This window comes from Niallia circulans NBRC 13626 (assembly GCF_001591585.1).
Lineage (GTDB): Bacteria > Bacillota > Bacilli > Bacillales > Cytobacillaceae > Niallia > Niallia circulans.
On the sequence record NZ_BCVE01000006.1, the window covers coordinates 92,982 to 106,561 of the forward strand.

Sequence of the window (13,580 nt, forward strand, 5' to 3'; positions counted from 1 at the left end):
TTATAAAAATAGAAAAGTTTCCTCAAGCAAATATTCCATCTATTTATAGTTGTACCATTCTGCTATTCTTAGTAAAATAGACAATAAGAATGGTTAAGACATGGAGGATACTATGAAGAAAAAGAAAAATAGATTACAAAAGATTGTTGTATATTTAATGATCTTTGTTATGCTTGCATCTACCCTGTTGATTGGAATTGGAATGTTATTTTAATTTAAGCTTATTTTCCATAAGAAAGCGAAGAAGGATAAAACTTCTTCGCTTTTATTCAATGGCCCCATATTCCTTTGCTAGCTCTTGAAAACCTTTATCTGAATTGGTAATCAACACTTTTGTTCCTAAAGGAATGAAATCATAAATAGATTCTATTGCCTCATTTTGCATACGGACACAGCCTTGTGACACGTATTTCCCGATACTTCCTGGATTGTTTGTTCCATGAATTCCGTACATTCTTCCATCTGTGTTATTTGCATCAAAACCAATCCATCTTGTCCCTAATGGATTATTCTCATCTCCCCCCACAATATCTTTTTTTCGATAATAGGGATTTGCGGCTTTAACTGTTATCGTAAATAAACCCTCTGGCGTTAAATCTTCTTTTTTACCGGTCGAAACACTTATCGTTGTCTGCACTCGATTTTCATCTATCAAGGTTAATTGATTCGTTTTTTTATTAATAATGAGAAAAGGATCTCCTGGCAATGGATTTATCCCTAATGGCCAAACGGGGGAAATTGTTAAGAGAATAGACAAAACTAGTTTTAACATCCAATCACACTCTCTTTTTTTCTTAGTTTGTGTGATTATTGTATTTTTATACGGAATAGAAAGTTCTTTTATCAAAAAAACAGGTTTCTTGATCTTATCGACTAAGAAACCTGTTTAACATTTTTATAGCATTTTCTCCAAAAACTCTTTGGCGCGGTCTGTTTTAGGATTGGTAAAGAACTCAGCTGGTGGAGCATCTTCCACTACAACTCCACCATCTAGGAATAGAACTCTATTTGCCGCTTCTCTGGCAAAGCCCATTTCATGTGTCACAATAAGCATGGTAATTCCGGTGTTTGCAAGTGACTTCATTACCTCAAGCACTTCTTTCACCATTTCAGGATCCAATGCTGACGTTGGTTCATCAAATAGGATTACTTCTGGATTCATCGCAAGGGCACGTGCGATTGCCACTCTTTGCTTTTGTCCGCCTGATAAACGGCTAGGATATACATTCGCTTTATCAGCAAGACCAACTTTAGCTAGAAGCTCCTGCCCCATTTTTTCCGCTTCGCTCTTGTTTAGTCCCTTTACTTTGATCGGTGCATATGTCACGTTTTGCAAAACCGTTTTGTGTGGGAAAAGATGAAAATGTTGAAATACCATCCCAACGTTTTCTCTTATTTTTTTTATATTTGTATTTTTATCTGTAATATCCGTACCATCAATTATTACTTTTCCTTTGGTAGGTACTTCAAGTAAGTTAATACAGCGCAGAAATGTAGACTTTCCTGACCCAGAAGGACCGATAATCGTCACTACTTCGCCTTTTTCTACTTGTGTATTTATCCCTTTTAAAACGTGAAGCGAGCCATAGGATTTATGCAGATTTTCAACATTAATCACTTCTTCTCATTCTCCTTTCAACTACTTTTGCCAATGTTGTCAGTATCATTACTAGAACGTAATAAATAAGACCGGCAAGAATCATCGGCTCCAAGTATGCATATTTTTCTCCGCCCATTATATAGGCTCTACGCATAATATCTGTTACACCAATAACAGTAACAACCGCTGACTCTTTTGTTAAGGAAACAGCTTCATTGATTAATGCTGGAAAAATGTTCTTTAAAGCCTGGGGCAAAATTAAATCGAACATCGCTTGCCTAGGGGAAACACCAAGCGCCATAGCAGCTTCTTTCTGGCCACGATCTACTGCTAAAATTCCAGCGCGAATAATTTCCGAAATATAAGCAGCTGAATTTAAGCCAAAGGAAAGAATGGCTGCAACAGCTGGCTCAATTTGGATACCAGTTAATTGCGGTACCCCAAAATAAATAATCATTAATTGCAGAACAAGGGGCGTTCCTCTAAAAACTGATGTATAAATAGCAGCAATCCAGCTAAGGACTGGCAGCTTACTAAGTTTAAATATCGAAAGTATAATTCCTAATACAAAACCAATTATTCCAGCCACCACAACAATTTGCAAAGTCACAGTGATTCCCTTTAACAAATATGGGAGAGAGGGAATAAATTGTTGGAAATCTAAGCCCATTACTATCTCAATCCTTTCTAAAAAAACGGAGGTGTTTTTATCTATTATATAGCTTAAAAAACAAGAAAATGTTTAGGGCATATTCTGCCCTAAACTATCCCCCGCAATTACCTTATCTTAGTTACCAAACCATTTTACAACTAACTTATCAATTTCGCCGCTGTCTTTCATTTTCTTTAATTCAGCATTGAACTTTTCTGTTAAGTCGCTGCCTTTTGGAAATGCAATAGCCGAACCAGCGTCTTCATTTGCTTCCTTCGCTGGGAAAGATGTTAATGTATCCTCTTTATTTAAATAACCTTTTGCAACAACATCCTCAATAATTGCTGCATCAAAACGACCTGCTTTAATTTCTTGAATTAATTGAGGAATACGGTCACGGTTCTCTACTGTAACTTTTACTGTTTTAGCGATTTCTTTTGCTGCATCTTCTTGAATAGATCCTAGTTGTACTCCAACCTTTTTACCATCTAAATCTTGAACAGTTTTAATATTGCTATCTTTTGTCGTTACAACTAAGTCTTTTGCTGTGAAATATATATCGCTGAAGTCAACATTTTCTGCTCTTTCCGGTGTTGGAGACATACCGGATAATACTAAATCTACTTTGCCAGATTGTAAAGCAGAAATTAATCCGCTAAAATCCATATCCTTCACTTGGATTTGGTAACCTAACTTTTCGCTTAATGCTTTGGCTAAATCAATATCAAAACCAATAATCTCATCACTTTTTGCAGTATCAATATATTCAAATGGTGCATAATCCGCTGATGTTCCCATCACTAGTACTTTTTTATCAGCTGATCCGCTTCCGCTGTTTGCACCTTTTTCATCAGTAGAAGTACCACATGCACTTAAAATGACTACTATAGACAACAGCATTAATGCTAATAATTTTTTCATCTTAAAATCCCCCTATAGTTCCTTATGCTTTTATTCTCTATTAATATTAGTAGTTTGTCGCAAATTATAAGATAGTCTTTTAATTTATATTCATGCAACAATATGAATTTTAACACATACTAATAATTATTCAATACAATTTATACAAATTCATCAAATGAAATACTATTCTGAAAAAATAAAATTTTCAAACAAAAGGTTGCATTAGATAAATTAGGACGAAAACTTTATCTAATATAGGTTTGAATCTCTTTTTTTCTTGCTGTAAAATCATTTGACAACCTCTATTTCCATAAAAAAAACACCCCTTAAGTCAAATTTCACTTTAACTTTCAGGGTGCATGCAAGCTTATTTTACTTCTGTGCAATATTCTTCAAATGCATTTTGTAGTTTTTCTACCACTTGCATAGGATCATGTCCTTCGATTTCATGGCGTTCTACCATCTTAACTAGTTCGCCGTCTTTCATTAATGCAAAAGACGGAGAGGAAGGAGGAAAACCTGTAAAATAAGAACGTGCTTGTTCTGTTGCTTCTTTATCTTGTCCTGCAAATACAGTTACTAATTGATCTGGTCTTTTTTTATAATGTAAGGAGTAACCTGCAGCTGGTCTTGCAATTCCACCTGCACATCCACATACAGAATTAACCATCACTAAAGTGGTGCCTTTTTTGGATAAAGCTTCATCTACAGCTTCTTTTGTTGTAAGTTCTTCGTAACCAGCCTCTACTATTTCTTGGCGTGCTTGACGGACAACATCATTCATGAATAAATTAAAATCAATGTTCATCGTTTCGCTCCTTTTATGAAATATCTTCTTTTTACATTATTATAAAAAAAGTATTCATTTTCAATTTATTTGTTTGCAAAACTTCTTTATTCATTACACTCTTTAATAAATTGGCGTTGTTTCCTCTGACGTTGTCTCTAATATTTCCTTGATTCTCTGTAGGAATCTTCCACATACAAGACCATCTAATACACGGTGATCGAGAGACATACATAAATTCACCATATCAGAGATGGCAATCATATTATCTTTAATAACTGGTCTCTTCACAATTGATTCCACTTGAAGAATCGCTGCTTGAGGATGATTAATAATTCCCATTGACTGAATGGAGCCAAATGATCCGGTATTATTGACAGTAAATGTGCCGCCTTGCATTTCATCAACTGTAAGCTTGCCTGTTCTCGCTTTATTTGCAAGTTCTATTATCTCTCTGGCAATTCCTTTTATCGACTTTTCATCCGCATTTTTGATGACTGGGACAAACAGTGCATCTTCTGTTGCAACGGCAATGGAGATATTAATCTCTTTTTTCTGGATAATTTTATCGCCTGCCCAACTCGAATTAATTTGCGGAAATTCTTTTAATGCACGAGCAACTGCCTTAACAAAGAAAGCAAAGAATGTTAAGTTATAGCCTTCTTCTTTCTTAAAGGAGTCTTTCACTTTATTTCTATATTGAACCAGTTTAGTAACGTCGACTTCAATCATTGTCCAAGCATGAGGAATCTCATGTTTACTCTTTACCATATTATTAGCAATTGCTTTTCTTAATCCCGTAATTGGAAACTCCTTATCCCCTGCACTTGCTGGCACATTATGTACAATTGTTTCTCGTTGAGGAGTATGATTAACTGTTCCATTAACATAGCCTTTTGCTTCTGTTTGAACTTGGGGAACTCCTTCTTGTATTGCTTTTTGAACATCTTTTCTAGTAATTCTTCCACCTGCACCTGTTCCATCTAAAAGCGTTAAGTCAATTCCCGCTTCTTGAGAAAGACGTAAAACAGCTGGCGAATATCTAGCTTTTTGACTTGAAGCAGCTTCAGTTAGGGGGGCTTCAGTTTTTTCTTTCGATTCTGCTTTTGCTTCTTTCTCTACCTGCGTATTGTCCCCTTCTACTTCAATGGTACAAATTACTTCCCCTACTTCAAGTGTCTGCCCCTCTTCTGCAAGAAGTTCTTTAATGGTTCCCGAAAAAGAAGATGGAATTTCTGCATTTACTTTATCGGTCATTACTTCTGCAAGAGGATCGTATTTATTTACGGCATCCCCTACAGCAACAATCCAATTACTAATCGTTCCTTCTGTTACACTTTCACCTAATTTAGGCATTGTTATCTTTTCAATCGGCATTGTTTTTCCCTCCTTGTTGTACGACTTAGAATTCTGCGAGCTTGCGCATTTCTGTTTCGACTTTTTCTGGTGTTACCAAGAAGAATTTTTCCATTGTTGGTGCATATGGCATTGCCGGAACATCTTCAGCCGCTAGACGCATAATTGGTGCATCTAAATCAAATAAACAGTTTTCTGCAATAATTGCTGCAACTTCACTAATAACACTACCTTCTTTGTTATCCTCTGTTACTAGCAGTACCTTGCCTGTCTTAGAAGCGGCTTCAATAATAGCCTCTTTATCGAGTGGATAAACTGTACGCAAATCTAAAATATGTGCAGAAATGCCATCCTCTGCTAACTTTTCAGCAGCCTGCAAGGCAAAATGAACACATAAACCATATGTGATGACTGTTATATCTTCGCCCTCACGCTTTACATCTGCTTTACCAATTGGTAACACATAATCTTCTTCTGGAACAAAACCTTTAATTAATCGATAAGCACGCTTATGTTCAAAGAATAATACCGGATCAGGGTCTTGAATTGCAGCTTTTAACAGCCCTTTAACATCATATGGTGTAGAAGGCATAACAATTTTTAGTCCTGGTGTATTAGCAAACATAGCTTCTACAGATTGAGAATGATAAAGCGCACCATGAATACCGCCGCCATATGGAGCACGAATAACAATTGGACATGTCCAGTCATTGTTAGATCGATATCTTATTTTTGCTGCTTCTGAAACAATTTGATTGACAGCAGGCATTATAAAATCAGCAAATTGCATTTCGGCAATTGGCTTTAAGCCATACATCGCAGCTCCAATTCCTACCCCAGCTATCGCCGACTCCGCTAAAGGCGCATCTATTACCCGCTCTGCTCCAAATTGATCATACAGACCTGTTGTCGCTTTAAAAACTCCACCTTTTACTCCTACATCTTCTCCAAGAATAAATACTTTGTCATCCTTCTCCATTTCTTCACGAATGGCTTGAGTTACTGCATCTATATAGGATATTACTGGCATCTTTCTGTTTCCCCCTTAATTCCCGTATACATATTTCAATGTATCTTCTGGTTGTGCATATGGTGCTTTTTCTGCATAATCCGTTGCTTCATTGATCACATCTGCCAATTTCTTATTTAACTCTTGATCCATTTCTTCTGTTAGTATTCCTGTAGAAAGCAAATACGCTTTAAAAGTGAATAATGGATCTTTTGCTTTAGCCTCTGTGACTTCTTCGCGCGCACGATAGCTGCTGTCGTCATCGTCAGAAGAATGAGGAGTTAAACGATAAGAAATCGTTTCAATTAAAGTCGGCCCTTCGCCTCTTCTTGCTCTATCAACCGCCTCTTTCGTCACTCGATACACTTCAATTGGATCGTTTCCATCTACAGTGTATCCCGGCATGCCATAACCAATTGCACGGTCAGAAACATTTGCACATCCTAATTGCTTTTCAATTGGAACGGAAATCGCATATTTATTATTTTCACAAAGAAAAATAACAGGCAGCTTATGCACACCAGCGAAGTTGGCCCCTTCATGGAAGTCTCCCTGATTAGAAGAACCCTCTCCAAAGCTGACAAAGGTTACGAAATCCTTCTTTTCTATCTTCCCAGCTAAAGCAACTCCCACTGCATGAGGTACTTGAGTCGTTACTGGTGATGAACCTGTAACGATTCTATTTTTCTTCTGACCAAAATGTCCTGGCATTTGTCTTCCGCCTGAGTTAGGGTCTTCTGCTTTCGCAAAGCCTGATAACATAATTTCCTTCGGTGTCATTCCAAAGGTTAATACAACACCCAGATCACGATAATATGGCAGCATATAGTCCTTTTCCCGGTCAAACGCAAAGGCTGCTCCTACCTGGGCTGCTTCCTGGCCTTGACATGAGATAACAAAAGGAATTTTTCCTGCTCTATTTAACAACCACATTCTTTCATCAATTCTTCGTGCGAGGAGCATCTGCTCATACATTTCTAATACTTGATCATCCGTTAATCCCGCCTCTAAATGGCGATTATGAACCATTGTCATACTATTACCTCCTAATTGATTCATGTTTGTTCCCCCTATTTAGCTAGACATTATTTTTTGATTTCTTTATTAACCATGAATGGCTTCCCCTTCAACAGCAAGGGCTGCTTCGCCAATTGCCTCTGTCAGTGTTGGATGGGGATGAATCGTATTCCCAATTTCCCAGGCTGTTGCGTCTAGCACTTTGGCAAGAGCTGCTTCTCCAATAAGATCTGTTGCATGGGCACCTATAATATGCACACCCAATAAATCATCGGTTTCTTGATCAGTAATTATTTTGACAAAACCATCTTGTTCTCCAAAAATAAGCGCTTTTCCAATCGCTTTAAAGGAGAATTTGCCTTTTTTTATCTTATACCCAAGCTCAATTGCTTCTTCTTCTGTGTATCCGACACTGGAAATCTCAGGACTTGTATAAATGCATTTGGAAACTGTTTTATAATCCAGTGGATGTGGTTTTTCACCGGCTATATGCTCCACTGCGATTATCCCTTCATGGGAGGCAACATGTGCGAGCTGTAATCCTCCTATACAATCACCAATTGCGTAAATATGCGATTCTTTCGTTTGATAGTATTCATTTGTTTGAATTTGATTTTGAACAACCGCAATGTCGGTATTTTCAAGACCAATTCCTTCTACATTTCCTATGCGGCCTACAGATACTAGCAGTTTTTCCCCTTCAAATGACTGGGACTCACCATTTTTTTCTGCTTGAATGATTACTTTATCCACATTCTTCTGCAAAGTTTCTGGAAGTACTTTAGCACCTGTTACAATCTGAATTCCCTTTTTCTTGAGGATTCTTTGTAATTCTTTACTAATTTCCTTATCTTCTGTTGGCACCAATCGGTCACTATATTCTAAAATAGTTACTTTCACATCAAAATCAGCAAGCATAGAGGCCCATTCAACCCCTATTACTCCACCGCCAACGATTATAATGGACGAAGGAAGTTTCTCCATTTGCAGCGCTTCCTCTGAACTAATGACAGTCGAACCATCAATCTCTAGACCAGGTAAGCTTTTTGGCCGAGACCCCGTTGCAATGATTACATGTTTCGGAATCAGCATTTCGTTTTCTTCTCCATTATTCATTTCAACCGAAATAGTACCTGGCATGGGGGAAAAAATGGAAGGGCCCATTATTCTACCATTGCCTTCATAAACATCAATTTTTCCTTTTTTCATTAAATACTGAACACCGCTGTAAAGCTGGTTAATAATGGTGGATTTTCTTTCTTGCACCCGATTGAAATCTAATCTTATATCCGAGGTGATAATCCCAAATTCCTCGCTTTTTTTCGCTGTTGCATAAACCTCTGCACTTCTTAATAACGCTTTACTTGGAATACAGCCATTATGTAAACACGTTCCACCTAATTTGCCTTTTTCAACCACTGCCGTCTTTAAACCTAATTGAGAAGCACGAATCGCTGCAACATAACCACCCGTTCCTCCTCCTAAAATGACAAGATCATACTCTTTAGCCATCTATCTTCACTCCTCTCTTTCTCCATATTCTTTTGGTCTCTCTTCCTTACGTAATACTCTTAACACACCTTCTGCCAAAGATTGCCGTTCGTTTTCACCTGGATATATCATTATATCTGCAATCCAATTAACACGTTCCATAATTAATTTTACAAAATGGTTACTAAAGGCTAGTTCACCTGTTAAGATAATGGCATCTACTTTGCCAAAAAGCACGGTGCTCGCACTGCCAATTTCCTTAGCAATTTGATAAGCTAACGCCTCATAAATAAGAATATTGGGATTATCTCGTTTACCAAGCTCTTCCTCTATATCAAAAGAACCTTCAGGCGCTTTACTAAGGTAGGATTTTACTCCAGAATGATACAATAATTGATGCTTCATTTCTTCATATGTAAATTTACCTGAATAGCATAAATCAACTAAATCACCATGAGGCAAAGTACCACACCGCTCCAAACTAAATGGCCCTTCCCCATTTAAGCCATTATTTACATCTATCACTTTTCCATTTGCATGTGCACCGATTGTAATTCCATCTCCAAGATGGGCAATAATCAAATGTGCTTCTTCATATTTTTTGCCTAACTCCATCGCTGCTCGTCTTCCCGTTGCTTTATGATTGAGTGCATGAAAAACACTTTTTCTTGTAATGCTCGGATATCCAGAAATCTTTGCAATATCGTCCATTTCATCGACAACAACTGGATCAACTATATAGGAAGGAATCTCTAAATGTTCAGCAATTTCATAAGCGATAAGTGCTCCTAAATTGGAAGGGTGTTCTCCTCTTGTTTGGGCAAACAGCTCCTCCTGCATAGCAGCGTTTATCGAATAAGTTCCACCATCAATTGGTTTAAGGAGCCCACCTCTTCCACAAACAGCTGCCAATTTGGAAAGGTTTATTCCTTTATTCACCAAATAAGACAAAATCTCATCTGATCGATACTTATATTGAGCAACAATCGAAGAGAATTCTAGCAATTTATTGTAATCATGATGTAAATCGTCTACAATAATCGGTACTTCATTTTCATATAACGCGATTTCGGTTACTGCTGCCCGTGGGTTTATGACCAATATACGATATTTCCTCATTTTAATAAGCCCCTAAGAAAGAATTAATTTAAATGATACTTATCCAATTTATAGTATAAATTGCGGACTGACAGCCCCAATGTTTTAGCTGTTAGTGTTTTATTTCCATCTAGATTTCTCAATGTCTGTTCGATTATAACTTTCTCGTATTTCTCTACCAGGACAGATAATGGTTGATTTTCTATATTAGCATCCTCTTGAAATTCCGCTTGTTGTTTTTTTATTACTTGCGGAAGCGCGAGATGCTCTACTTTAAGCACGGAATCTTCTTCCCTAGCTTGTATCACCGAAAGCTGGAGGATTGCCTTTAATTCAAGGATATTCCTTGTATAACCATAATTTTTCAAAGCTTTTTGTGCTTCTGGGTCAATCTCTGTTATCCATCTTCCGTTTTCTTTGTTCAACTCGATAAGAAAATGTTTCGCTAACAGATAAATATCCTCTTTGCGTTCCCTTAAAGGTGGTAAGTATATATTTGATTTCATTAATTCATCATAAAGTTCTTCTAAAAAGTCCCCTGCCATTAATGCTTTTTCTAGCTTAATAGGGGAGGAAACAATCAAGCGGAAGGATAGTTTCTTCTCTTCCTGTGCTAATTCCTTCAGTCTATTTAATAGAGAGGTTTGTTCTGCCATCGATAAACAGGTAATATTTTCAAGATATACGGTTCCTTTTGATAAAGAATTCATTGTACTTAAAAATGCTCGTAATTGTTCTCGATTCTTCTGCGGATATATCCGTTTAAATAGATGAAACTTATTTTCGCTCCAATTATGAATGGCATTAGCAAGCATAAATTTACCAGTTCCCTCTTCTCCGCGGATAAATATAACCTGTTTACTCCCTGCCGCCAACTTTGCCTGTTCAATAGCGAAGTTCATGGATGGCGACTTATATATAAAATCATCAAACTGAAAGCTCTGTTCTAATCCTCGGATAATGGCTTTTGTCTGTTGAAGTTCTTTTTTTAATTGAGCCGTTTCTGTTTCATTATGAAGAATCTGCAAACAGCCCTTTAATTTCCCATCCACCATAATAGGTGTACTTTTTACCGTTAAACATAAGGTGTCTGTCTGAATGGTTATTTCTGCATCTCTTCTTGTTTGAATGACTTCTTCTCTATTTTTTCTCATTAATTGATGGTTATTTTGCTGATCAAGGAGAACAGCCAATTCTTTATATGACGAATTTTGCATAACAATATGGCCAAATTCATCTACTACAAGATAGGCTTCTGCACTTTTTTGCAAAAGCAATGTTAACAGCATTTGAAGGTTATCTTTATCAATCCATTGTCTTTTTTGGCTTTCTTCTTGTAAAACCGCTACAGCACCAATTACATTATTATCTTTTCCTATTAGCGGATAACGGGAAATAAGAAGATAATCCGCTTCAGAAATAGCAAACTTTTTCTGCTCTTCTATTCTTTTCGTATGTAATACTCTCATCATCCCACTGTTAGGGATAACGGATAAAATATGCTGATCCATTTGAAGCGGATATTGGTTCTGCATCAAACTTTGCGCACTTTTATTGAAATAAGAGATAACGCCGCGATCATCTATTATAATTATGCCTTCCTTTATTTCATCAAAAAGCGTATAAGAGGTTGACTGTATCATTCGATCAATCATTCGCACACTTCCCATCTGTCTATCCGTGCAATATATTTCATATCTATACTATACCTACTCCCTAAAAAATATGCAATTTTTTTCCCATTTTCTTTTATTTCTGAAAAGTAAAAAGGTTATGTCTGTTTTAACATTTTGAGATCGCTAACATGTTAAGGAGAAGTATTCAAATAGTTGCTTAAGAATTCTTTTTTCGCAAAAAAAGGTTTTCCGCCTCTTCTCTAAACTAGAGATTACAGCAGAAAACCCATTATATTATGATTGTGTCAGGACAGTTCGTGCAATAATTGGCTCATCTGTAATAATGGCAGATATTCCAGCATCCATTAATGCTTGCATCGTTTTCGGATTATTTACCGTATATGCCCTAACTTTAATATTATTTTCTTCTGAAGATTTTATTATCTCTCGATTTATCCGTTTATAATTAGGGTGAAATCCTTTGGCATTTATAGCATTGGCATAAATCCAAGGCTGATAAATTCCATCAGACAATAAAGGGGCCGTTTCAATTTCTGGAGCGATGCGATAGGTATGTACGAGACTATAATGATTAAAGGAGGAGAAAATAATTCTTTTTTCAAAACCGTATTTGCGGATGAGAGCAATTGTTTTCTCTTCCATTCCTTCATAAGCAATCTTGTTATTCTTCATTTCAATATTGCAGATTATGTCATTATCTTGCATCCAATCAAACAATTCGATTAAAGTGGGAATAGGCTCATTCTCGACTTGCTTAAATCGATGTCCTGCATTAAATGATCTTAACTCTTTATAATTGAATGCTTGCACATAGCCAGAAGCATTCGTTGTTCGATCTACCTTTTCATCATGGATGATGACTATTTCCCCATCCTTAGACATTTGAATATCAATTTCAATCCCATCAGCCTCTGCCTTTTCTGCCTCGATAAAAGCCATCATTGTATTCTCTGGATAATGTGCCGAAAAACCTCTGTGTGCAAATATTTTCGTCATAACAAATCACTTCCTTATGTAGAACTTCATTATATATGGCCATTTATGTAATGTTTTTGGTCAGATGAAAAAAACAGGCCCTAACCTAAGTCAGAGCCTGTATTACTTTTGTTAAATTAGTTTTTTACTACGTTAGCAGCTTGAGGTCCGCGTTGACCTTCTTCTATGTCAAAACTTACTTCTTGACCTTCGTCTAAAGTTTTGAAACCTTCAGTTTGAATAGCGCTGAAATGTACGAATACATCTTGTCCTTCTTCTGTTTCGATGAATCCAAAACCTTTTTCTGCGTTAAACCATTTTACTTTACCTGTAGCCATTTCTTGTTTCCTCCTATGTGCTTTATGCACAAATGTATTACTATCCTTGCTCGTAGTAAAAAATAAAGAAATATGTATTTCTCAACTATTTTCTAAAGAACAAAAATAAGTCTCCTTAATAGTAACAGGTTAATCTGCAGAAAGCAAATCTTTGAACGATTATTTTTCAATTTTTTAAAATAAATTCCTTATTTTGGATTACTCAGTTAAATAATCGCGGTAATATAACTATATGGGAATGTTTTTTTCTATCTATTTAAAGCGCTTCATTTTCTTGCTTTTTAGTATTTCGTTGTCCCCATTGCTTTTTGTTCCTATTTGCTTCCCATCTTGAAAAAATTTTATATGAAATCCCTAATCCCTCTCGAATAAAACATTAATCTAAAGATAGAATGGCTAAAATAGACTAGGTTGTTATATTAAAACATAATCCAATTAAGTAACAGAGAGGTACCATTATGTCTAAGATTGACGAAATAGAGGATGCTGAAATTTTATATTATGTATATAATTTAAACTGGCTATTACCTAAAGAAAATCAAGAGATAGCAATTGACTTTCTAATTAATTTGCCTCCAGATAAAGCCGATATAATTATTTCTAAATACGGAAAAGAGTGCTGGGAAAATGGTGTAAAATTATAAAAAATGAGATATCCAAACATTAAAAAGCTTTACCTAAATTAGCAAGATTATGGCAAGATAGAAATTGGCCAGG

At 36.3% G+C, this 13,580-nt stretch carries 15 protein-coding genes; 2 read left to right on the forward strand and 13 right to left on the reverse strand.

The window, feature by feature from the left end; translation table 11 throughout:
* Positions 1-112 precede the first annotated feature (112 nt).
* Positions 113-214 (forward strand): stressosome-associated protein Prli42, encoded by a 102-nt coding sequence (gene prli42, locus BCI01S_RS25235; protein WP_152679997.1) that lies wholly within the window; start codon positions 113-115, stop codon positions 212-214.
* Between the two features lie 51 nt (positions 215-265).
* On the opposite strand, the gene BCI01S_RS09615 is transcribed toward prli42, so the two are convergent.
* The 13 genes from BCI01S_RS09615 to BCI01S_RS09675 all read right to left on the reverse strand — a co-directional run bounded on the left by BCI01S_RS09615 (position 266) and on the right by BCI01S_RS09675 (position 12,863).
* Positions 266-772 (reverse strand): L,D-transpeptidase, encoded by a 507-nt coding sequence (locus tag BCI01S_RS09615; protein ID WP_061798427.1) that lies wholly within the window; start codon positions 770-772, stop codon positions 266-268.
* Positions 773-895: 123 nt separating this feature from the next.
* Positions 896-1,618 carry an amino acid ABC transporter ATP-binding protein gene (locus BCI01S_RS09620; RefSeq protein WP_047941103.1) on the reverse strand — a complete coding sequence of 241 codons (723 nt, stop codon included), beginning with the start codon at positions 1,616-1,618 and terminating at the stop codon, positions 896-898.
* Positions 1,611-2,270 (reverse strand): amino acid ABC transporter permease, encoded by a 660-nt coding sequence (locus BCI01S_RS09625; protein WP_061798429.1) that lies wholly within the window; start codon positions 2,268-2,270, stop codon positions 1,611-1,613. Before BCI01S_RS09625 ends, BCI01S_RS09620 begins: the two co-directional genes overlap by 8 nt.
* Positions 2,271-2,387: 117 nt before the next feature.
* Positions 2,388-3,173: a transporter substrate-binding domain-containing protein gene (locus tag BCI01S_RS09630; protein WP_047941105.1), complete on the reverse strand. Its 786-nt coding sequence runs from the start codon at positions 3,171-3,173 to the stop codon at positions 2,388-2,390.
* A gap of 349 nt (positions 3,174-3,522) precedes the next feature.
* A complete protein-coding gene (locus tag BCI01S_RS09635) occupies positions 3,523-3,963 on the reverse strand; it encodes a BrxA/BrxB family bacilliredoxin (RefSeq protein WP_047941106.1) in 441 nt (146 codons plus the stop codon).
* Between the two features lie 102 nt (positions 3,964-4,065).
* Positions 4,066-5,319: a dihydrolipoamide acetyltransferase family protein gene (locus tag BCI01S_RS09640; protein ID WP_061798430.1), complete on the reverse strand. Its 1,254-nt coding sequence runs from the start codon at positions 5,317-5,319 to the stop codon at positions 4,066-4,068.
* 25 nt (positions 5,320-5,344) lie between these two features.
* Positions 5,345-6,328, reverse strand: a complete 984-nt coding sequence (locus BCI01S_RS09645) for an alpha-ketoacid dehydrogenase subunit beta (protein WP_047941108.1) — start codon at positions 6,326-6,328, stop codon at positions 5,345-5,347.
* Between the two features lie 15 nt (positions 6,329-6,343).
* Positions 6,344-7,336 carry a thiamine pyrophosphate-dependent dehydrogenase E1 component subunit alpha gene (locus BCI01S_RS09650; protein ID WP_047941355.1) on the reverse strand — a complete coding sequence of 331 codons (993 nt, stop codon included), beginning with the start codon at positions 7,334-7,336 and terminating at the stop codon, positions 6,344-6,346.
* Positions 7,337-7,411: 75 nt separating this feature from the next.
* Entirely contained in the window at positions 7,412-8,836 is a 1,425-nt protein-coding gene (gene lpdA, locus BCI01S_RS09655) for a dihydrolipoyl dehydrogenase (RefSeq protein ID WP_047941109.1), read from the reverse strand.
* 6 nt (positions 8,837-8,842) lie between these two features.
* Positions 8,843-9,934, reverse strand: coding sequence for a butyrate kinase (gene buk / locus BCI01S_RS09660; protein ID WP_047941110.1), 1,092 nt, complete (start codon positions 9,932-9,934; stop codon positions 8,843-8,845).
* A gap of 23 nt (positions 9,935-9,957) precedes the next feature.
* Entirely contained in the window at positions 9,958-11,568 is a 1,611-nt protein-coding gene (locus tag BCI01S_RS09665; protein WP_061798432.1) for an AAA-type ATPase lid domain-containing protein, read from the reverse strand.
* Between the two features lie 255 nt (positions 11,569-11,823).
* Positions 11,824-12,546 (reverse strand): glycerophosphodiester phosphodiesterase, encoded by a 723-nt coding sequence (locus BCI01S_RS09670; protein WP_047941112.1) that lies wholly within the window; start codon positions 12,544-12,546, stop codon positions 11,824-11,826.
* 116 nt (positions 12,547-12,662) lie between these two features.
* Positions 12,663-12,863: a cold-shock protein gene (locus BCI01S_RS09675; RefSeq protein WP_047941113.1), complete on the reverse strand. Its 201-nt coding sequence runs from the start codon at positions 12,861-12,863 to the stop codon at positions 12,663-12,665.
* Between the two features lie 458 nt (positions 12,864-13,321).
* Between BCI01S_RS09675 and BCI01S_RS25920 the strand changes: the two genes are divergently transcribed.
* Entirely contained in the window at positions 13,322-13,507 is a 186-nt protein-coding gene (locus tag BCI01S_RS25920) for a hypothetical protein (RefSeq protein WP_061798434.1), read from the forward strand.
* Positions 13,508-13,580: the final 73 nt, after the last annotated feature.

Bases quoted from the DNA above. Each gene is read 5' to 3' on its own strand.
- BCI01S_RS09640 (WP_061798430.1), bottom strand. From the start codon at position 5,319: ATGCCGATTGAAAAGATAACAATGCCTAAATTAGGTGAAAGTGTAACA.
- BCI01S_RS09645 (WP_047941108.1), bottom strand. From the start codon at position 6,328: ATGCCAGTAATATCCTATATAGATGCAGTAACTCAAGCCATTCGTGAA.
- BCI01S_RS09650 (WP_047941355.1), bottom strand. From the start codon at position 7,336: ATGGTTCATAATCGCCATTTAGAGGCGGGATTAACGGATGATCAAGTA.
- BCI01S_RS09665 (WP_061798432.1), bottom strand. From the start codon at position 11,568: ATGATTGATCGAATGATACAGTCAACCTCTTATACGCTTTTTGATGAA.
- BCI01S_RS09675 (WP_047941113.1), bottom strand. From the start codon at position 12,863: ATGGCTACAGGTAAAGTAAAATGGTTTAACGCAGAAAAAGGTTTTGGA.
- BCI01S_RS09635 (WP_047941106.1), bottom strand. From the start codon at position 3,963: ATGAACATTGATTTTAATTTATTCATGAATGATGTTGTCCGTCAAGCA.
- lpdA (WP_047941109.1), bottom strand. From the start codon at position 8,836: ATGGCTAAAGAGTATGATCTTGTCATTTTAGGAGGAGGAACGGGTGGT.
- BCI01S_RS25920 (WP_061798434.1), top strand. From the start codon at position 13,322: ATGTCTAAGATTGACGAAATAGAGGATGCTGAAATTTTATATTATGTA.
- BCI01S_RS09615 (WP_061798427.1), bottom strand. From the start codon at position 772: ATGTTAAAACTAGTTTTGTCTATTCTCTTAACAATTTCCCCCGTTTGG.
- prli42 (WP_152679997.1), top strand. From the start codon at position 113: ATGAAGAAAAAGAAAAATAGATTACAAAAGATTGTTGTATATTTAATG.
- buk (WP_047941110.1), bottom strand. From the start codon at position 9,934: ATGAGGAAATATCGTATATTGGTCATAAACCCACGGGCAGCAGTAACC.
- BCI01S_RS09670 (WP_047941112.1), bottom strand. From the start codon at position 12,546: ATGACGAAAATATTTGCACACAGAGGTTTTTCGGCACATTATCCAGAG.
- BCI01S_RS09625 (WP_061798429.1), bottom strand. From the start codon at position 2,270: ATGGGCTTAGATTTCCAACAATTTATTCCCTCTCTCCCATATTTGTTA.
- BCI01S_RS09630 (WP_047941105.1), bottom strand. From the start codon at position 3,173: ATGAAAAAATTATTAGCATTAATGCTGTTGTCTATAGTAGTCATTTTA.